Genomic DNA, 19,527 nt, shown 5'->3' on the forward strand with positions numbered 1-19,527 from the left:
GGCGCAGGTCTACCCTGTGCGCCCCCTAATCCGGCGTAAGGCTTCCCCATGAAATCACTGCAATCAATGGCCACTGGCCTGGCCCTGGCGCTGCTGGCAACCGCAGCCTCTGCCAATGACACTTTGGTATCGGTGCCCAACAGCACCGCACTGGCTTGGCAGCAAGTGCCTGGCACCGACGGCGCGGTCAGCTACGCCAACGTAGAAGGAGACCTGTTCGGCAAGGGCGCCTACTCCGCGTTCGTCAAGTTTCGCAAAGGCACCGATAACGGCCTGCACAGCCACAGCCAGGCGCTGCCGACCGTGGTCCTGGGCGGCACCTTCTACGCGGTGATCGACGGCAAGCGTGTGGAATACCCAGCCGGTGCCTACTACCACCTGCCAGCTAACCTGGTGCATGAGAGTGGGTGCAGCGCAGCAGCCGACTGCTTGCTGTTCCAGTATCAGCCCGGGGCGTTCGATCTGGTGCCCGCGCAAGGCTGAAACGACCAAGGGGCAAGCCATGCCGGCGCACCGGTAGAGCTTGCCCCGTGCAGCTTGAATACTCAGAAGTCGAAGAACACCGTCTCCCCCTCCCCCTGAATGCGCATATCAAACCGATACGCCGTCTTGCCATCCACTTCACAGCGCTTGGCAATCAGCGTCTCGCGCCGCTGCGGCTGTTCAATCAGGTTAAGCACCGGGCACTTGGCGTTAGCCTCGGCCTCGTCATCGAAATACACCCGCGTATGCAGGTGAATATTGATGCCACGGGCAAACAGGCTGATGTTGATGTGCGGCGCCATCGGCACACCGGCAGCATTGTTGACCACCCCAGGCTTGACCGTGTGCAGCGTCCACTCCCCAGCATCGAAGGTGGTGGCGGTCCGACCGAAGCTGTTGAACGCATGCTCCTGGTTGTAGTCATCCTGATACTGGCCATTGGCGTCGGCCTGCCAGACTTCGAGGAATGAATCGCGCACCAGGTGGCCATTGCCGTCATAGACGTGGCCGATCAGCAGAATGTGCTCGCCTGGCGCCTGCGGCTTGGCCAGGCGGCTCCAGATTTCCTGTTCGCGGGTCGGGTTGCCCGCAGCTTCCAGTGCCAGGCCAATGTGCACGTAGGGGCCAGCAGTCTGCGATGGGGTTTCCGGCAGCAGTTCGATAGGCATGACGGCGCTCCTCAGCGGTTTTCGAAGTGGGTCTGGCGCTGGCCGCGCAGCACGATGTCAAAGCGATACGCCAGGCAATCCATCGGATTGGCCGCGCTCATGTCGAGCTTGGCGATCAGTTGCTGGACCGCATCAGGGTTGGCGATCGACTTGACGATAGGGCACATCGGAATCAACGGGTCACCTTCGAAATACAGCTGGGTGATCAGCTTGGTGGCAATCGATGGGCCGCTCACCGAGAAGTGGATATGCGCCGGGCGCCAGTCGTTGGGGCCGTTGCGCCAAGGGTATGGGCCGGGCTTGATGGTGCGGAAGCTGTAGTAGCCGTCACGGTCGCTAAGGCAGCGGCCAACGCCACCGAAGTTGGGGTCCAGCGGGGCCAGGTAACGGTCGTTCTTGTGCCGATAGCGGCCACCTGCGTTGGCTTGCCACATTTCGACCAGCGTATTGGGCACCGGCTTGCCGTACTGGTCGACAATGCGCCCGGCCACGATAATGCGCTCGCCAATCGGCAGGCCACCGTTGTTGAAGTTCAGCAGCAGGTCGTGGTCATGTTCGCCAAAGCGCAGATGGGAAAAATCCGGGCCGGTGGTTTCGCTGATCGACTGCGGAATGCTCACCAGCGCTTGGCGCGGGGAGCGGGCAATCGAGGTCTTGTAATCAGGCGTGAGGGCCTTGGGGTGCCAGTTGCGATCACGGATCACGAAGCGGCTGGTGTCCTGGGCGGGCATGCCGGGTTCCTCTCTTGGAATTATCGAAGCGCCTGGGCGTGGCAGGCGGACTTGCAGTTTCCGGCAGGCCGGGCGGGATGAATACTGAAATTGGCGGTCACAGGCATAACCATTTGGTTATGCATGAGCGGGTTGCTCAGCGCTGGACTAATCTTTCGACTTGATGTTTCAACAACCGGAGAGCTCCACATGGAATGGCGAAAAGGCCGACGCAGCGACAACGTGGTCGATGCCCGCGGCGCAGGTGGCGGTGGCGGCGGCATGCGTTTTGGCGGCGGCAAGGGCCTTGGGCTCGGCGCCATTTTGCTGATCGTCGGCATCAGCTGGCTGACCGGGCAGGACCCGCTGCAGATTCTTGGCCAACTGACCGGGCAAATGCAGCAACAGGCGCCGGCCACTGTCGGCAACAAGGCGCCGGCGGGCAACGACGAGCAGGCGGCCTTTGTTGCCTCGATCCTCGGCGACACCGAAGACACCTGGAAAGCCCTGTTCGCCCAAGCCGGCAAGCAATACCAAGACCCGAAACTGGTGCTGTTCAGCGGCCAGGTGAACTCCGCCTGCGGCTTCGCCTCCTCGGCAGTGGGGCCGTTCTACTGCCCGGCCGACCAGCGCGTGTACCTGGACATGACGTTCTTCCGCGAAATGGAAACCCGCTTTGCCGCCGAAGGCGACTTCGCCCAAGCCTATGTGATCGCCCACGAAATCGGCCACCACGTCCAGACCCTGCTTGGCGTATCGGCCAAAGTCGACGCCGCACGCCGCAGCGGGCAACGCATGGAAGGCGACAACGGCTTGCTGGTGCGCCAGGAATTGCAGGCCGACTGCCTGGCTGGGGTCTGGGCCTATCAGGCGCAAAAACGCCTGAACTGGCTGGAGCCCGGCGACGTCGAGGAAGCGCTCAACGCCGCCAACGCCATCGGTGACGACCGCCTGCAACAGCAGGGCCAGGGCCGCGTTGTGCCTGACTCCTTCACCCATGGCACTTCGCAGCAGCGGGTGCGCTGGTTCAAGGCCGGTTTTTCCAGCGGCGACGTGAACCAGTGCGACACCTTCGCAGCCCGCAGCCTGTAAGCCCTCCAGGGGCTGCCTCGCGGCCCCGAAACCCACACATTTCAATGGGTTATAAATCTGCTGAACGGCGTTTCAGCTTACGCCTCGCTGGCCGATAACACCTTCACGAATCAGCCGGGCCCTGCACAAGAACAACGCCCGCGGTTTGAGATCAAGTGAAAGAAATCAAATTCGGAGAGCGTGCATGAACAGCTGGTTTGCCAACATCAGCGTCAACCTCAAACTCGGCCTGGGCTTCGGCCTGGTGCTGGTCCTGACCGGCCTGCTGGCCCTGACCGGCTGGAACAGCCTGGGCAGCCTTATCGACCGCAGCAACTGGATGAGCGACATCGGTAAGCTCAACAAAGACCTGACCGACCTGCGCGTGGCGCGTCTGCAGTACATGATCGCCAACGGCGACGACGCCTCGGCGGCCAATACCCAGACCAAGCTGGACGCCTTCAGCAAGCAGCAGGATTACCTGGTCAGCACCTTCAAGAGCCTCGACAACGTCAAGTTGCTGCAGGCGCTGGGCCAGACCATCAGTGAGTACAAGGTGTCGCTGAACAAGATGCGCGCCGGCTACAAGGTCTCTACCGCTGCCCGCGATTCGATGAACCTGGTGGCGATCAAGGCCGACGAAGCCATGGACGCCCTGAGCCAGGACGTGATGAGCCGCAGTGAGTCCGACAGCGTGCGCCTGGCCCAGTACCAGTTGATCAGCAAGGCCCGCCAGCAACTGCTGCAGGTGCGCATCGACGTGCGCGGCTACATCGCCGACAACAGCGCCGCCAACGAACAGGCCGCCCTGCGCCAGCTCGATGCCGCGCTAGTCGAAGTCGACACGCTCAAGCGCGAACTGCCCAACGAAGCCCCCCGCCTGCAACAGTTCGAACAGTCGGTGCTGGCCTACCGCGACGCGGTGCGCCAGTTCCGTGATGCGGTCGCAGCCATCGCCACCGCACGCGCCGAGATGACTGTGCAAGGCGCCGACATCGTCAAGCGCAGCGATGCGCTGTACGCCATCCAGATCGAGCGCCGCGACATCGAAAGCGCCCAGGCCCGCAGCCTGCAGATCATCGCCACCTTGCTGGCGCTGCTGGTCGGTGTGCTGGCAGCATTCATCATCACGCGCCAGATCACCCGCCCGCTGCGCGAAACCCTGGACGCTGTGGAAAAGATCGCCGCAGGCGACCTGACCCAGAACCTGCGCGTTACCCGCCGCGATGAGCTGGGCGTGCTGCAACAGGGCATCGCGCGCATGGGCACCACCCTGCGCGAGCTGATCGGCGGCATCCGCGACGGCGTCACGCAAATCGCCAGCGCCGCCGAGGAACTGTCGGCGGTGACCGAGCAGACCAGTGCCGGTGCCAACAGCCAGAAGGTCGAAACCGACCAGGTGGCCACTGCCATGCACGAAATGGCTGCCACCGTGCAGGAAGTTGCGCGGAACGCCGAGCAGGCTGCCATGGCTGCCACCAACGCCGACACTGAAGCGCGCAACGGTGACAAAGTGGTTGGCGAGGCGATCAGCCAGATCGAGCGCCTGGCCACTGAAGTCAACCGTTCCACTGAAGCCATGAACCTGCTGCAGCAGGAAAGCCAGAAGATCGGCAGCGTCATGGATGTGATCAAATCGGTGGCCGAACAGACCAACCTGCTGGCGCTTAACGCCGCCATCGAAGCCGCCCGTGCCGGTGAAGCGGGCCGTGGTTTTGCCGTGGTCGCCGACGAAGTCCGCGGCCTGGCCCAGCGGACCCAGCAGTCCACCGAGGAAATCGAGGGCCTGATTGCCAGCCTGCAACAGGGCACCCAGCAGGTTGCCGACGTCATGAGCGGCAGCCGTAGCCTGACCGACAGCAGCGTCGAGCTGGCGCGCAAGGCCGGTGGTTCGCTGGACAGCATCACCCGGACGGTGTCGAACATTCAGTCGATGAACCAGCAGATCGCCGCCGCCGCCGAGCAGCAGAGCGCCGTGGCCGAAGAGATCAGCCGCAGCATTCTGAACGTGCGTGATGTGTCCGAGCAGACCGCCTCGGCCAGCGATGAAACCGCAGCGTCCAGCATCGAGCTGGCGCGTCTGGGTGGGCACCTGCAGACCTTGGTCAGCAAGTTCCGCGTCTGACCCGGTAAAACACCGCGGGGCAAGCCCGCTCCCACGGATGCCGACACGGGCACCGTAGGAGCGGGCTTGCCCCGCGATCATTTGCGCAAGCGGTTACTTGACGACCATGCCCACGCCACGCCCACGTGGGTCGGAGGCGGTCTCAAGTTTCTGCCCGGTGACCCGGATCGCCTGGATGTCACCCATCTCCCAGCCCTGATCCTCAAGCACATACCCCATTTTCTTCAGGTCATCGGCCACTGGCCCTTTGAGCGGCGCGTAGCTGTCGAAGTAAATGGTGTCCTTGGGCAGCAACTGGTGGTGCACCCGCTGCGCAGCCACGGCTTTTTCCAGCGGCATGCCGAAGTCATACAGGTTGTTCATCACCTGGAAGATCGAGGTAAAAATCCGCGAGCCGCCCGGCGTACCGACCACCAGCACCACCTGCCCATCACGGGTCACCAGACTCGGGCTCATCGACGACAGCATGCGCTTGCCTGGCTCGATGGCGTTGGCGTCACCGCCGACCACACCAAATACGTTGGCTGCACCCGGTTTGGCACTGAAGTCATCCATTTCATCGTTGAGCAGGAAACCCGCCCCTTTCACCACCACGCCACTGCCGTAGTCCAGGTTGAGGGTGTAGGTGTTGCTCACCGCGTTGCCCTGCTTGTCGACGATGGAGAAGTGCGTGGTCTGGTGCGGCTCCAGGCCCGGCTTGACCTTGTCAGTGGCCGAGATGGCGTTGGGGTTGACCTGCGCTGCGCGCTTGGCCAGGTAATCCTTGGCCATCAGTTGATCCACCGGCACCTTGGTGAAACCAGGGTCGCCGAGGTAGTCGGCGCGGTCGGCGAACACGCGTTTTTCGATCTCGGCCAACAGGTGAATGTATTTGGCCGAGTTGTGTTCCACGCCCTTGAAGTCCGCTGCGCGGTCTTCCTTGATGCCCAGCAACTGGGCCAGGGCCACACCGCCCGAGCTTGGCGGTGGCGCGGTGTAGACCACGTTGCCGCGCCAGCTGATGGCAATCGGGTCACGCCACACGGCCTTGTAGTCGGCCAGGTCCTGTTTGCTGATCAGGCCGTTGTCGGCCTTCATCTGTGCCACCAGCAGGTCGGCGGTCTTGCCTTGGTAGAACTCGCTCACGCCCTTGTCGGCGATGCGCTCCAGGGTCTGCGCCAGCTCCGGCTGCTTGAACAGCTCGCCGACTTTCATATGGCCAAAATAGTCGTTGAAGTTGGTCGCGGTCTTGAACAGCCCCTGGGCGTCGTCGCGGTACTGGTACTGCTTCTGGGCGATCTTGAAGCCGTTCCTGGCATAGCCGATGGCGGGGGTGAGCAACTCGCTCCACGGCAACTTGCCAAACTTCTGGTGCGCCTCCCACAACCCCATCACCGTGCCCGGCACACCTGCGGCGCGGGCGCCGACCAGGCTCAGGTTCTCGATGACCTCGCCCTTGTCGTCCAGGTACATATTGCGCGTGGCAGCCTTGGGCGCGACCTCGCGGTAGTCGATGAAGTACGGCTTGCCGTCGACGTACAAGGTCATGAAGCCGCCGCCGCCAATGTTGCCGGCCTCGGGGTAGGTCACCGCCAGGGTGAACGCGGTGGCCACGGCGGCGTCCACGGCGTTGCCGCCTTTTTTGAGAATATCGGCGGCCACCTGTGCGCCATATTGATCAGGCGCGGCCACCGCGCCGCCTTCGAGGGTGACGGCAAACGCCGAGGAACAGCTCAGGATCGCGGCCCCAAGGGCCAGTAGCTGGAACGGGACAATACGCATGGGCACTTCCTGGTGTTGTTTTTGTTGATCAGTCATTAAAGGCCGAAGCCTTCATGCCCGGCAACCAACCCAGGGAAATTTCGCCGCCCTTGGACAGATACTGTCGCGTTCAGGCAACTGCGCAGGCGTACGTGGCGAGCTTTTTCTGGATGAAATCCAGGAAGCACTGGATGCGCAGGGCCAGCTGGGTGTTGCGGTAGTAGACCGCGTGAATAGGCTGGCGATAACCGTTGTTGTGCTCGCCCAGCAGCACCTGCAGGCGCCCGGTGCGGATATCTTCGTGGGTCATGAAATGCGAAAGGCTGACGATGCCTTCACCGGCAATCGCCAGTTGCCGCAGGGTTTCGCCACTTGAGGCAAGCAACTGCGCGCGGATGCGCCAACTGTCGCCCTCGGCGTGGCGCAGCGGCCACAGGTTGAGCGATTCGGGGGCGCTGAAGCCGAGCAGGCAATGCGCATTGAGCGCCTCGACAGTGGTCGGGGTGCCATGCCGGGCCAGGTAGTCGGGGCTGGCCAGGATCTGCACCGGGCTGCAGCCCAGCGAGCGCGCATGCAGGGTGGAGTCGGCCAGTTCGCCAATGCGGATAGCCACATCGGTGCTCTGTTCGAGCAGGTCGATGATCAGGTCATCGGTGTTCAGTTCCAGTTCGATACCGGGGTATTGCTGGCGGAATTCGCCGATCCACGGCAGGATCGCATGCAGCATGAACGGCGCAGCGGCGTTGATGCGCAGGCGCCCCGATGGGGTCTGGCGGTGCAGCGACAGGCGCTCTTCCATGTCGACCATCTGCTCAAGCACCTGGCGCGCCCGTTCAAGGAAGAACCGCCCCTCCTCGGTCAGGTCCATGCGCCGGGTGGTGCGGTTGACCAAGGTGGTGCCAAGCTTGGCCTCCAGGCGCGCCAGCGTGCGGCTGACCGCAGACGGGGTCTGGCCGATCTGCTCGGCGGCAGCCGAGATCGAGCCGCCGTCAATCACGGCGACGAATACCTGAAGCTCTTCGGATCGGGTTTTCACGGGGGTTGGCCTTGGCAGGAAGTCGTCCTGATAAATAGCGGCTACCTCAAGGCGATGCAAGCCGCCATCAGCGCAGGTTGCCGAACACCTGCTGCAGGTGTTGCTGGTAAGCGGCCAAGGCCGCAGGCACATCCGGGCGCTTCATCACATCCACCGCCAGGAAGGTCGGCAGGCCGCCCATGCCCAGGAACTGGTTGGCCTTGTGGAACGGGAAGTACACCGCATCCACACCTTTACCCTCGAAGAAGTCAGCCGGGTCGTCGAAGGCCTGCTGCGGCGCGTTCCAGGTCAGCGACAGCATGTACTGCTTGCCCTGCACCAGGCCGCCGCTGCCGTACTTCTGCGAAGCGTCCGAGCGGGTCCGGCCGTCGCTTGCATAGAGGCTGCCGTGGCCTTCGGTGAACACTTCATCGATGTACTTTTTTACCGTCCACGGCGCGCCCATCCACCAGCCCGGCATCTGGTAGATGATCACATCGGCCCAGAGAAATTTCTGCACCTCGGCTTTGACGTCGTAGCCGCCGTCGATGAAGGTTTGCTGAACGTCGTACCCGGCGCTGTCCAGGTAGGCCAGGGCGGCATCGTGCAGGGTCTGGTTCAAAAGGCCGTCGGAGTGGGCAAAGCGTTTGCCGCCATTGAGCAACAGGATGTTTTTCATGAGGGTGACTCTGAAGTGGGATTGCCGGCAGGTTAGGCACTCGCGAGGCCCGGAAAAAGCCGCCCCGGAGCAAAATACATTTGCCTTGATTTCACGAATCCCCAAGCCATTGTTGCTTTAGACTTTGCCCACCTTCTTCTTCAAGGACTCCGCCATGAGCCAACAGCACGCCTTTATTCTGAAAGCCAAGACCCGCCCGGAAATGTCCGAGGCCTTCGAACAGTTGCTGCGCCCCTTCGTCGAGCCAAGCCGCCAGGAGCCGGGCTGCATCGAATACCACATGCTGCGCGACAAACAGGACCCAAGCCTGTTCCTGTTCTTCGAAGTGTGGGCCGACAAGGCCGCGCTGGATGTGCACTCGGCCCTGCCGCACATGCAGGCGTTCTTCGAAACCCGCATGGACTACCTTGAGCACGACCTCGACGTGCAGATGATCGAGATGCTCAGCCCATCGAGCGCTAGCCGCTGATCAGCAAGTGCGCGCCAAGCAGCGCCAGGCCGATGAAGAACCAGCGCTTGAACAGCGCTGCGCTGATGCGGCCGCGCAGCCACTGGCCCGCGAACATGCCCAGCAGCGCTGGGGCCAGCATCAGCAATGAGGCCCCCAGCGCCTCGCCGCCCAGGGCATCCTGCCCGGCAAGCCCGATGGCCAGCGCCAGGGTCGAGACTGTGAACGACAGGCCCAGGGCCTGGACCATTTCATCACGGCTCAGGCCCAGCCCCTGCAAATAAGGCACCGCCGGCATGACGAACACGCCGGTGGCCGCCGTGACCACGCCAGTCACCAGCCCGCACAACGGGCCCAGCCATTTCTCCCGCTGCGGCGCAACATGCAGCCCCGGCCCGGCCAGCCCATACAGCGCATAGACCAGCAACGCGCCACCCAACGCGTGCGCCGCCCACGGCCCGCTGTCGATGCCCAGCCACACGCTGCCCAGCAAGGTGCCGACGAAAATCATCAGCAGCATGCCGCCCAGGCGCCGGATCAGCGCCAGCAGATGCCCGCCTGCCGCCAGCTGCCACAGGTTGGTCAGGGTCGACGGCACAATCAGCAGCGCCGCGGCCTGCGCGGGCGGCATCGCCAGGCCCAGCAGGCCCATGGCGATGGTCGGCAGGCCGAGGCCGATTACCCCTTTGACGGTACCCGCCAGCAGGAAGGTGAGCACCACCAGCAGGGTCAGGGCCAGGCCGATGTCCTGGTAGAACGCGAAGAGAGTTTGCATGGGGCTATCCTGACCGAACCTTGCGCTGTGGGAAAGGTGCATTGCCCGGCAGGCGCCTGGCCGCGCACGGCCTGCTAATGCGCCGCTGCCAGTTCGCGCAGCGCGGCCGAGGCCAGGAAGCCGGAGCGTGACGCATAGCGATGGTCGCGCTTCACCTTCTCGTCGATACGCTGCAACAGGTTCTCGGGCAACGTGGCGTTGAACCGCACGGCCTTGCCCAGGTACGGGGTGACATCGAAGTCCACCACCGCCCAAACGCCTCCGGCGTAGTCAGGGTTGACGATATGTACGTCTACCTCCGCCGGCTGCGGAAGTTCCTCGCCATCGGCGACCAGACCTTCAAAATGCAGGGCCAGGGCTTCTTGCACGTTCTCCAGCGCCAGGGCAACGGTGGCACCGGCTGAAAAGCAACCGGGCACATCGGGCACAGTAACGCCGTAATCTGAATCTGCGTCCTTGTGCAGCACTACTGGAAATTTCATAGCTTGTCTCCATTGATGTTCGGGGCCGCAGGGCGAGCACGCCAGCATGATCGCCATCATTTCAGTCCCGCCTGTTTCAGGATGCTGTGCACTGTGCCCCGGGGCAAACCGTGCCTGGGGTGTGGCACCGTCACGCGCCCAGGCTTGCATGGGTGCCTGAACTGATGATGACTTCCTTTGACTTCCACCTCGTACCAGCCGTCAGCCTCGATCAGCTGAATCACTTCCCTGCTGCGCATGTTGGATTCCTTGGCAGTCGATGTGTAGAGTACACATCAAAGTAAAATTAACCAGTGCCAATACACACCACACACACTTGGTGCGACAAGCGGACTAAGCCGGCATTGCTGAAGGCAAGGTCAGACTCCGCAGCAGGAAAGATCTCCCTCCCCGCGATGGGCCTTGCCCTCCCCCTGCGCTTTCCCCACAATCCGCCCACGCCGCACACGACAGGGAGTTTCTCGTGCCATCGATCTACCAGCTCAAACCCCGCTTCCAGGCGCTGCTGCGCCCCTCCGTGCAGCGCCTCTACGACCGCGGCGTCACCGCCAACCAGGTCACGGTCAGTGCCGCCGTGGTTTCCGTCGCCCTCGGCCTGCTGCTGGCCTGGCTGCCGCATGTCGCCTGGCTGTTCATCCTCATTCCGGTGTGGATGCTGCTGCGCATGGCGCTCAATGCCGTGGACGGCATGCTGGCCCGTGAATTCGGCCAGCAATCCAGACTCGGCGCCTACCTAAACGAACTCTGCGACGTGATCGCCGACGCCGCCCTGTACCTGCCTTTCGCGCTGCTGGCCGGCGTCTCGCCGGTGCTGGTGGTGCTAGTGGTGCTGTTCTCGGTGGTCAGTGAATACGCAGGCGTCATGGGCCCACTGGCCGGTGCCTCGCGCCGCTACGACGGGCCAATGGGCAAGAGCGACCGCGCCTTCGCCTTCGGCGTGCTCGGTACCGGCGTCGCGCTGGGGCTGCTCAACGCCACCTGGATCAACGGCCTGCTGCTGGTCATCCTGCTGCTCTCGCTCTATACCCTCTACAACCGCGTGCGCCAGGGCCTGGCCGAAACCCGCTGAACTGCTTTTCGCCGAAAAAGGATATTCGCCATGCGCCAAGCGCAATCGCTGCACTTCAGTACCCACGACGGCGTCGAGCTGCACTACCGTCACTGGCCCGCTACCCGCAACGAGCACCAGCCGCGCCGGGCGGTGGTGATGTTCCACCGCGGCCACGAGCACGGTGGGCGCCTGGCGCATCTTGCCGATGAGCTGAACATGCCGGGCTACGACTTCTTCGCCTGGGACGCCCGTGGCCATGGCGAATCGCCGGGCGCGCGCGGCGACAGCCCAAGCTTTGGCACCAGTGTGCGCGACGTGCAGACCTTCATCGAACACCTGCAGGCCCGTCACGGTATCGCCGAAGCCGACATGGTGGTGCTGGCGCAGAGCGTCGGCGCGGTGCTGATCGCCACCTGGGCCCACGACTACGCGCCCAAGGTGCGCTGCCTGGTGCTGGCCTCGCCGGCCTTCAAGGTCAAGCTCTACGTGCCGTTCGCCCGGCCTGGCCTGAAACTGCTCAAGGCGCTGCGCGGCAACTTCTTCGTCAACAGCTACGTAAAACCGCGCCTGCTGACCCACGACCCCGAGCGGGTGATGTCGTACCAGGCCGACCCGCTGATCAGCCGGCCGATCTCGGTGACCATGCTGCTGGGCCTGTACGATGCCGCCGACCGCGTGGTGGCCGATGCCCAGGCCATTCAGGTGCCCACGCAACTGTTGGTGTCCGGCGCCGACTTTGTGGTCGAGCGCGGCCCTCAGCAACGCTTCTTCGACCGCCTGGGCAGTGCCCGCAAAGAAATGCATGTTCTGCCGGGGTTCTTCCACGACACCCTCGGCGAACGTGACCGTGGTCATGCCCTGGCGCGCATCACCCGCTTCGTCGAACACTGCTTTGACGCGCCACTGCCGGCACCGTCGCTGCTCGATGCCGACAAAGCCGGCGCCAGCTGCGCCGAAGCCGAAGCACTCGCCGCCCCCCTGCCGCGCAACTCGCTGCGTGACCTGTACTGGCGCGCCACCCGCGCCAGCCTGCACCTGGGCAAGGGCTTGTCGGCCGGGGTGAAACTGGGCTTCGACACCGGTTTCGACTCCGGCTCCACCCTCGATTACGTCTACCGTAACACCCCCACCGGCAAAGGCCGCCTGGGCGAGCGCATCGACCGCAACTACCTCGACGCCATCGGCTGGCGCGGCATTCGCCAGCGCAAGCTGAACGTCGAGGAACTGCTGCGCCAAGCCATCGCCAGCCTGCGCGAGCAACAGCGCCCGGTGCATATCGTCGACATCGCTGCCGGCCACGGCCGCTACATCCTCGAAGCGCTGCAAGGCCTGGAGCAACTGCCCGATTCGATCCTGCTGCGCGACTACAGCGAACTCAACGTGCAGCAAGGCCAGGCGCTGATCAGCGCCAAAGGCCTGGGCGACATAGCGCGCTTTGTCCAGGGCGATGCCTTCGACCGCCAGAGCCTGGCCAGCCTCGACCCGCGCCCAACCCTGGCGGTGGTGTCCGGGCTGTATGAGCTGTTCGCCAGCAACACCTTGGTCGGCAACTCGCTGGCCGGCCTTGCCGATGCCGTCGAAGACGGCGGTTACCTGGTGTACACCGGCCAGCCTTGGCACCCGCAACTGGAGATGATTGCCCGCGCGCTCACCAGCCACCGCGGTGGCGAGGCGTGGGTCATGCGCCGCCGCAGCCAGGCCGAAATGGACCAACTGGTCGAAGCGGCGGGCTTTCGCAAAATCGCCCAGCGTATCGATGAATGGGGCATCTTCAGCGTCAGCCTGGCCCAGCGGGTGCGTTGATGGCCCGTGAAGCGGGGCTGATCCGCCGCGGCGTTTTCTGGCTGTTGCTGCTCGGGCCGTTGTTTTTTCTCAGCTACGGCCTGAGCAACAGCTACACCGCAGGGCGCGACGATGTCGGCAGCCTGGTGTTCGCCTGGGAGCGGCACATGCCGCTGTGGCCGTGGACGATCATCCCGTACTGGTCGATCGACCTGCTGTACGGCCTTTCATTCCTGCTGCCGCTGAGCCGCCGGGAAATGGACCGCCACGCCCTGGCCCTGCTCAGCGCGCAACTGATCAGCGTCAGTTGCTTCCTGCTGTGGCCCCTGCGTTTTACCTTCGAGCGCCCGGAACTCGCAGGCCTGTTCGGCTGGTTGTTCGACGTGCTGATGGGCTTCGACAAACCCTACAACCAGGCGCCGTCACTGCATATCGCGCTGCTGGTGATCATCTGGGCGATGTTTGCGCGTCACACCCAGCGCCCGCTGTGGCGCTGGCTGGTGCATGGCTGGATGGCGCTGATCGGGGTCTCGGTACTGACCACCTGGCAACACCACTTCATCGACCTGCCCACCGGGGCGCTGGCGGGGTTGCTGTGCCTGTGGCTATGGCCGGCACAAGGGCCGCTGCCCTGGCAACAGGCGCGCCTGGCGCGCGACCCCAAGCGCTGGCGCCTGGCGCTGCGTTACGGGCTGGGCGCGCTGCTGCTGGCAGTGTGTGCGCGCACGTTCGGGCCTGCGCTCTGGTGGCTGCTGTGGCCGGCGTTGGCGCTGCTGATGGTGGCGCTCAATTACGCGGTGTTTGGCGCGGCTGGTTTTCAGAAAACCCCGGATGGGCGCTTGTCGCTCGCTGCGCGCTGCTTGCTGGCGCCGTACCTGCTGGGGGCGTGGGTCAACTCACGGCTGTGGACCCGGCGCCACCCACAGGCCGACGAGGTGTGCGACGGGGTTTATCTGGGGCGGGTGCCTGGCAAGGCTGATGCGTCGGGGTTCGCTGGGCTTGTGGATTTGAGTGCGGAGCTGGGCTGTAGCGCCGCCACCGCGGGGTTCGAGGCGGCGCAGCGCTATGTGTGCCTGCCATCGCTGGACCTGATCGCCCCGGACAAAAACACCTTGGAGCAAGCCGCGCAAGCCATAGAGCGCTTGCGCCAGCACGGCCCGGTATTGGTCTGCTGCGCGCTGGGCTATTCGCGCAGTGCCAGCGCCGTTGCCGCCTGGCTGCTCGCCAGTGGGCGCTGCGCGACCTGCGCCGATGCCGAGGCGCTGATCCGCCAGGCACGCCCGGGCGTAGTCCTGCATCCAGCCCATCAGCAGGTGCTGCAACGCCTGGAAGCCCGGCCATGAACCTGTTTGTTACCGCCAGCCTGCTGGCCCGTGGCCGCCAGCTGGAGCGCCTGTCAGACGGCATCACCCTGCTGGCGTTGGCGCTGAGCCTGGCGCCGCTGCTGGGCCTTGCGCTACCCATGCTGCCAAAAGTGCTCTGTGCAGGCCTGGTGCTGCTGGGCCTTGCCCATAAGTACTGGGCCGTGCGCGTGGCGCTGGATGCCGAGTTGTTCACGCGCATGGCTGCAAGCGGCGACCTGCCTGCCGACACCCAAGCCCTGGACCGCGCCCTGCATGCGCTGCGGCTCAAGGCCCAAGCCTGCGACAGCCGCGACTGGCCTGCCCGCAGCCAAGGCGCACTGTCGCTGCTCAACCGCCAGGCCGTGTGCCTGGCTTTGCAGCTACTGTTGATTCTCACCCTCCCCTTCACCGGATAAGACCGATGCCATGCTTGCCAGCCTGACCGCCTTCGCCATTACCTCCGCCGCTCGCCTGATCACCGGCGCCCGCGCCTTGTGGCTGGGCTGCACGCCGCAACCGGTACAGCGCCTGTACTTCGCCAACCACAGCAGCCACGGCGACTTCGTGCTGCTGTGGGCGGCGTTGCCCGAGACGCTACGCCGCCACACCCGGCCGGTGGCCGGTGCCGACTACTGGTGCAAACCGGGCCTGCGCGAGTTCATCATCCGCCGGGTGTTCAACGCCGTGCTGATCGACCGCCAGCGCCCGTCCGCCGAAGGCAACCCGCTGCAGCCGGTGCTCGATGCCTTCGCCCAGGGCGACTCGCTGATCTTCTTCCCGGAAGGCACGCGCAACCTGGGCGATGAGCAGTTGCTGGCGTTCAAGAGCGGGCTGTACCACCTGGCCGCCGCCAACCCGCAAGTCGAGCTGGTGCCGGTGTGGATCGCCAACCTCAACCGGGTCATGCCCAAGGGCCGCGCCCTGCCCTTGCCGCTGCTGTGCACCTTGAGCTTTGGTGAGCCGCTGCACCTGCAGGACGATGAAAGCAAGCAAGCGTTTCTCGAGCGGGCCCGCCAGGCCCTGCTGAACCTGGCCCCGAAGGAAGCCTGAAATGGATCACAACACGCTGTCCCTGTTCGCTGGCATTGGCGCCTTGCTGCTGCTCGCCAGCCTGATCGGCCGCCTGCTCAAATGGCGCGCAGGCCCTGCCCCGCATGCCGTGATCGACAACCTCAACGCCCGCATCAACGCCTGGTGGGTGATGGTGCTGGTGATCGGCATCGCCTTCGTGTTCGGCAAATATGGCGTGATCGTGCTGTTCTACGGCGTGTCGTTCTACGCCCTGCGCGAATTCATGACCCTCACCCCAACCCGGCGTAGCGACTACCCGGCGCTGGCGGCAGCCTTCTACCTGGCACTGCCGGTGCAGTACCTGCTGATCGCCATGGACTGGTACGGGCTGTTCAGCATTTTCATCCCGGTTTACCTGTTCCTGCTGCTACCGATCCTGGCCAGCCTTGGCGGCGACACCACGCGGTTCCTGGAGCGCGCCTCCAAGGTGCAGTGGGGCCTGATGATCGCGGTGTACTGCGTCTCGGCGGTGCCGGCGCTGATGACCCTGGACATCCCGGGCTTCGAAGGCCGCAACCTGCTGCTGATCGCCTGGTTGATCATCGTGGTGCAACTGAGCGATGTGCTGCAATACGTGTGCGGCAAGCTGTTCGGCAAGCGCAAGGTGGCGCCTAACCTGTCGCCTTCGAAAACCCTCGAAGGCCTGCTGGGCGGTGTAGCGCTGGCCACCCTGATCGGCGCCATGCTGTGCTGGATCACCCCGTTCACCTTCTGGCAGGCTGCACTGATGGCGCTGACCGTCAACGCCATGGGCTTCTTCGGCGGCCTGGTGATGTCGGCGATCAAGCGCGACCGTGGCGTCAAGGACTGGGGCCACATGATCGAAGGCCACGGCGGCATGCTCGACCGCATCGACTCGGTGTGCTTCGCCGCGCCCGTGTTCTTTCACTTCGTGCGTTACTGGTGGGCGTAAGGCGGGTGATAGCGCAGGCAGACAGCTGAGCGTCGAGCCTAGGCAACTGCGGGCACGGCGATGGCCCTATGGTAGTGAGTCTTACCACTCTTTGCCTGGAGCCACGCCATGTCCGATTTCATCACCGTGCTGCGCGAAACCTGCCCAACCCCGGTCGTCGATGCGACCAAATGGAAGCGCATCGGCGGCGAGCCGCACACGGTCAACCTCAACGCCTACCTGTCGGCTGACGGCAGCAAGATCATGGGCACCTGGATCTGCACCCCGGGCAAGTTCGAGGTCAACTACGACAAGTGGGAGTTCTGCCACTTCCTCGAAGGCTACTGCATCATCACCCCGGAAGGCGAAGAACCCAAGCACCTCAAGGGCGGCGATGTGTTCGTGATCGAACCGGGCATGAAAGGCACTTGGGAAGTGGTCGAGACCGTGCGCAAGTATTTCGTGTTTGCCTGACAGCCCATTGCGCGTTGGGGCTGGATGCCTGGATTTGACGCGGTCAATGTGTAGGAGCGGCCTTGTGTCGCGATGGGCTGCGTAGCGGCCCCACTATCTCGACCATCTGCAAAATCGCCGGGGCCGCTTTGCGGCCCTTTCGCGACACAAGGCCGCTCCTACGCCAGGCCGCGTCGCTTAGGCTGAGCAAAAAAACGCGGGGCCGGATGCCTTTCCCCTGGTGCTCAGTTGCAGAGGAAAGGCACACGGCCCCGCGATCTAACTCGCTTGTCGAATCAATCCTTCTTGCGATACCCCTCGACGATCGCCGAGAAATCCTTGCCGCCGTCACCGCGCAGGCTCATGGCCTGATACAGCTGCTGCGCCACCGCGCCGAGGATCACCGGCTGGTGCGCCTGGCGGGCAGCTTCAGTGGCCAGGCCCAAATCCTTGAGCATCAGTTCGGCGCCAAAGCCACCGGTATAACCGCGTGCCGCCGGCGCTGTCTCGATCACGCCAGGCCACGGGTTATAGGTGTCTGAACTCCAGCAACGCCCGGTCGAGCTGTTGATGATGCCGGCCAGCACCTGGGTGTCGATGCCCAGCGCGTTGCCCAAGGCCATGGCCTCGGACACACCGATCATCGAAATGCCCAGCAGCAGGTTGTTGCAGATCTTGGCAATCTGCCCGGTCCCCACCTCACCACAGTGCACGATGTTGCGGCCCATCTGCTCCAGCACCGGCTTGAGGGTGGCGAACAGTTCGGCACTGGCGCCCACCATGAAGGTCAAGGTGCCGGCCGCCGCGCCCCCGGTGCCGCCGGAGACCGGCGCATCACCCATGTCGATGCCTTTGGCGGCGGCCGCCTTGGACACATCGCGGGCGGTCTGCGGGTCGATGGTGCTGCAGTCCACCGTCGGAGTGCCGGGCTTGATCCCCGCCAGCACGCCGTCGTCGTTCAGGTAAACCCCACGCACATGGGCCGCAGCCGGCAGCATGGTGATCACCAACTCGCTGTTGGCCGCCGCGTCCTTGGGAGAACGGCTGATCTGCCCGCCCAGTTCGGCAAGCTCGGCCAGCACGCTCTGGTTGAGGTCGAACAGCTGCAACTGATGCCCGGCCTTGATCAGGTTGCGGGCCATGGGCGCGCCCATGTTGCCCAGGCCGATGAATGCAATACGCATGGCGAACTCCTTAGCGCAGGCTGATGGTGGTGTTCACACCGTCGTTGACGCTGTCGTCATCGAACCAGCGGGCGGTGACGGTCTTGGTCTGAGTGTAGAACTGCACCACTTGTTTGCCGTACGGGCCGAGGTCGCCGAGCTTGGAGCCGCGCGAGCCGGTAAAGCTGAAATAAGGCACAGGCACCGGGATCGGGATGTTGATACCCACCTGGCCGATGTCGATCTCGCTCTGGAACTTGCGCGCCGCCGCGCCGCTTTGCGTGAACAGGCCTGTGCCGTTGCCGAACGGGTTGGCGTTGACCAGCGCGATGGCCTCATCGAGGGTATCGACAGTCAGGGTCACCAGCACCGGGCCGAAGATCTCCTGGGTGTACACCTGCATGTCGGTGGTCACGCCGGAGAACAGGGTCGGGCCAATGAAGTTGCCTTGCTCATAGCCCGGCACTTGCACATCGCGGCCATCGAGTTCGAGCGTGGCGCCTTCCTTGATGCCGCTCTCGATCAGCCCCAACACGCGCTCCTTGGCGCGCCGGGACACCACCGGGCCGACATCGGTGCCAGGCTCGCAGCCGGCGTTGACCTTGAGTTTGGACGCCGCTTCCTTGATGTCCGGCAGCCACTCGCGGGCCTTGCCCACCAGCACCGCGACCGAGGTGGCCATGCAGCGCTGGCCGGCGGCGCCGAACGCAGCGCCGACCAAGGCGTTGACGGTCTGCGTGCGGTTGGCGTCAGGCAGCACCACGGCGTGGTTCTTGGCGCCCATCATCGACTGCACGCGCTTGCCGTGCTGGCTGCCGAGGTTGTAGACGTGGGTGCCGACCTCGGTGGAGCCAACGAACGAAATCGCCTTGATGTCCGGGTGGGTGCAGATGGCATCGACCACCTCCTTGCCGCCGTGCACCACGTTGAGCACGCCCGCCGGCACCCCGGCTTCCAGCGCCAGCTCCACCAGCATCACGGTGGACAGCGGGTCCTGTTCGGACGGCTTGAGCACGAAGGTATTGCCACAGACGATGGCCATGGGGAACATCCACAGCGGGATCATCGCCGGGAAGTTGAACGGGGTGATGCCGGCGCACACACCGATAGGCTGGCGCAGGGTGTAGGTATCTACGCCGCCGGCCACGTTTTCGGCAAATTCGCCCATTTGCAGGGTGCCGATTGAAGCGGCGTGCTCGACCACTTCAAGGCCGCGGAAAATATCGCCCTCGGCGTCGGCAATGGTCTTGCCCTGTTCAGCGCTGAGGGTCTGGGCGATGCGCTTGCTGTGCTCACGGATCAGCGCCTGCAGCTTGAGCATGATGCGCATGCGCGCGCCAATCGGGGTGTCGCGCCAGGTCTTGAAGGCGCGCTCGGCGGCGGCGACGGCGGCGCTTACCTCCTCGGCAGTGGCAAACGGCACCCGCGCCAGCACTTGCTGGGTTGCCGGGTTGACGATGTCGCGCCATTCGCGGGTTTTCGACTCGACCCATTGGCCGTCGATCAACAGCTTGACCTGCTCGACCTGGGTCTGGTCTGGGGTGTGCGGTGCGTTCATCTGCGCTCTCCTTGGAAT

Annotated in this window: 21 protein-coding genes; 11 read left to right on the forward strand and 10 right to left on the reverse strand. The window is 64.3% G+C overall.

What is annotated here, in order from left to right:
* Positions 1-48 precede the first annotated feature (48 nt).
* Positions 49-483 carry a cupin domain-containing protein gene (locus tag HU719_RS16470; protein WP_186520571.1) on the forward strand — a complete coding sequence of 145 codons (435 nt, stop codon included), beginning with the start codon at positions 49-51 and terminating at the stop codon, positions 481-483.
* Between the two features lie 62 nt (positions 484-545).
* On the opposite strand, the gene pcaG is transcribed toward HU719_RS16470, so the two are convergent.
* The gene (gene pcaG, locus HU719_RS16475; RefSeq protein ID WP_186536610.1) at positions 546-1,151 is read right to left on the reverse strand and encodes a protocatechuate 3,4-dioxygenase subunit alpha; all 606 of its coding nucleotides are present in this window, start codon (positions 1,149-1,151) and stop codon (positions 546-548) included.
* Between the two features lie 11 nt (positions 1,152-1,162).
* Complete coding sequence (gene pcaH / locus HU719_RS16480; protein ID WP_186536609.1) at positions 1,163-1,882, reverse strand: protocatechuate 3,4-dioxygenase subunit beta; 720 nt, start codon at positions 1,880-1,882, stop codon at positions 1,163-1,165.
* 189 nt (positions 1,883-2,071) lie between these two features.
* Between pcaH and ypfJ the strand changes: the two genes are divergently transcribed.
* Both ypfJ and HU719_RS16490 read left to right on the forward strand, forming a co-directional pair.
* Positions 2,072-2,953 (forward strand): KPN_02809 family neutral zinc metallopeptidase, encoded by an 882-nt coding sequence (ypfJ, locus tag HU719_RS16485; protein WP_186536608.1) that lies wholly within the window; start codon positions 2,072-2,074, stop codon positions 2,951-2,953.
* Positions 2,954-3,272: 319 nt separating this feature from the next.
* A complete protein-coding gene (locus HU719_RS16490) occupies positions 3,273-5,057 on the forward strand; it encodes a methyl-accepting chemotaxis protein (RefSeq protein ID WP_496197696.1) in 1,785 nt (594 codons plus the stop codon).
* A 93-nt stretch (positions 5,058-5,150) separates the two neighbouring features.
* Here the strand turns inward: HU719_RS16490 and ggt are convergent, their stop codons facing one another.
* The 3 genes from ggt to mdaB form a co-directional block, all read right to left on the reverse strand.
* Positions 5,151-6,818, reverse strand: a complete 1,668-nt coding sequence (ggt, locus tag HU719_RS16495) for a gamma-glutamyltransferase (RefSeq protein ID WP_186520576.1) — start codon at positions 6,816-6,818, stop codon at positions 5,151-5,153.
* A gap of 109 nt (positions 6,819-6,927) precedes the next feature.
* The gene (locus HU719_RS16500; protein WP_186520577.1) at positions 6,928-7,833 is read right to left on the reverse strand and encodes a LysR substrate-binding domain-containing protein; all 906 of its coding nucleotides are present in this window, start codon (positions 7,831-7,833) and stop codon (positions 6,928-6,930) included.
* Positions 7,834-7,900: 67 nt separating this feature from the next.
* Positions 7,901-8,491: an NADPH:quinone oxidoreductase MdaB gene (gene mdaB, locus HU719_RS16505; protein WP_186536607.1), complete on the reverse strand. Its 591-nt coding sequence runs from the start codon at positions 8,489-8,491 to the stop codon at positions 7,901-7,903.
* 154 nt (positions 8,492-8,645) lie between these two features.
* On the opposite strand from mdaB, the gene HU719_RS16510 reads away from it, so the two are divergent.
* Positions 8,646-8,960, forward strand: coding sequence for a putative quinol monooxygenase (locus HU719_RS16510; RefSeq protein ID WP_186520579.1), 315 nt, complete (start codon positions 8,646-8,648; stop codon positions 8,958-8,960).
* Here HU719_RS16510 and HU719_RS16515 read toward each other — a convergent pair.
* The 3 genes from HU719_RS16515 to HU719_RS16525 all read right to left on the reverse strand — a co-directional run bounded on the left by HU719_RS16515 (position 8,950) and on the right by HU719_RS16525 (position 10,435).
* Positions 8,950-9,714 carry a sulfite exporter TauE/SafE family protein gene (locus tag HU719_RS16515; protein WP_186536606.1) on the reverse strand — a complete coding sequence of 255 codons (765 nt, stop codon included), beginning with the start codon at positions 9,712-9,714 and terminating at the stop codon, positions 8,950-8,952. The genes HU719_RS16510 and HU719_RS16515 overlap by 11 nt on opposite strands.
* Positions 9,715-9,788: 74 nt before the next feature.
* Entirely contained in the window at positions 9,789-10,196 is a 408-nt protein-coding gene (locus HU719_RS16520; protein ID WP_186536605.1) for a type II toxin-antitoxin system HicB family antitoxin, read from the reverse strand.
* 56 nt (positions 10,197-10,252) lie between these two features.
* Complete coding sequence (locus HU719_RS16525; protein WP_186520582.1) at positions 10,253-10,435, reverse strand: type II toxin-antitoxin system HicA family toxin; 183 nt, start codon at positions 10,433-10,435, stop codon at positions 10,253-10,255.
* A 224-nt stretch (positions 10,436-10,659) separates the two neighbouring features.
* Here HU719_RS16525 and HU719_RS16530 point away from each other — a divergent pair, with 224 nt between their 5' ends.
* The 7 genes from HU719_RS16530 (at position 10,660) to HU719_RS16560 (ending at position 16,809) form a co-directional block, all read left to right on the forward strand.
* Positions 10,660-11,265: a CDP-alcohol phosphatidyltransferase family protein gene (locus HU719_RS16530; RefSeq protein ID WP_186536604.1), complete on the forward strand. Its 606-nt coding sequence runs from the start codon at positions 10,660-10,662 to the stop codon at positions 11,263-11,265.
* A gap of 30 nt (positions 11,266-11,295) precedes the next feature.
* A complete protein-coding gene (locus HU719_RS16535; RefSeq protein WP_186536603.1) occupies positions 11,296-13,050 on the forward strand; it encodes a bifunctional alpha/beta hydrolase/class I SAM-dependent methyltransferase in 1,755 nt (584 codons plus the stop codon).
* Positions 13,050-14,372 (forward strand): phosphatase PAP2/dual specificity phosphatase family protein, encoded by a 1,323-nt coding sequence (locus HU719_RS16540; RefSeq protein WP_186536602.1) that lies wholly within the window; start codon positions 13,050-13,052, stop codon positions 14,370-14,372. Before HU719_RS16535 ends, HU719_RS16540 begins: the two co-directional genes overlap by 1 nt.
* A complete protein-coding gene (locus HU719_RS16545; protein ID WP_186536601.1) occupies positions 14,369-14,788 on the forward strand; it encodes a hypothetical protein in 420 nt (139 codons plus the stop codon). Before HU719_RS16540 ends, HU719_RS16545 begins: the two co-directional genes overlap by 4 nt.
* Before the next feature lie 10 nt (positions 14,789-14,798).
* Entirely contained in the window at positions 14,799-15,422 is a 624-nt protein-coding gene (locus tag HU719_RS16550; RefSeq protein WP_186520587.1) for a lysophospholipid acyltransferase family protein, read from the forward strand.
* Position 15,423: 1 nt separating this feature from the next.
* Positions 15,424-16,356, forward strand: coding sequence for a phosphatidate cytidylyltransferase (locus tag HU719_RS16555; RefSeq protein ID WP_186520588.1), 933 nt, complete (start codon positions 15,424-15,426; stop codon positions 16,354-16,356).
* Between the two features lie 108 nt (positions 16,357-16,464).
* On the forward strand, positions 16,465-16,809 hold the full coding sequence (locus tag HU719_RS16560; protein WP_038411964.1) for a cupin domain-containing protein: 345 nt from the start codon (positions 16,465-16,467) through the stop codon (positions 16,807-16,809).
* A gap of 275 nt (positions 16,810-17,084) precedes the next feature.
* Here HU719_RS16560 and mmsB read toward each other — a convergent pair whose 3' ends face one another.
* Both mmsB and HU719_RS16570 read right to left on the reverse strand, forming a co-directional pair.
* Entirely contained in the window at positions 17,085-17,972 is an 888-nt protein-coding gene (mmsB, locus tag HU719_RS16565) for a 3-hydroxyisobutyrate dehydrogenase (protein WP_186520589.1), read from the reverse strand.
* A gap of 10 nt (positions 17,973-17,982) precedes the next feature.
* A complete protein-coding gene (locus tag HU719_RS16570) occupies positions 17,983-19,509 on the reverse strand; it encodes a CoA-acylating methylmalonate-semialdehyde dehydrogenase (RefSeq protein ID WP_186520590.1) in 1,527 nt (508 codons plus the stop codon).
* Between the last annotated feature and the right edge of the window lie 18 nt (positions 19,510-19,527).

The organism is Pseudomonas farsensis (genome assembly GCF_014268805.2).
GTDB classification, from domain to species: domain Bacteria; phylum Pseudomonadota; class Gammaproteobacteria; order Pseudomonadales; family Pseudomonadaceae; genus Aquipseudomonas; species Aquipseudomonas farsensis.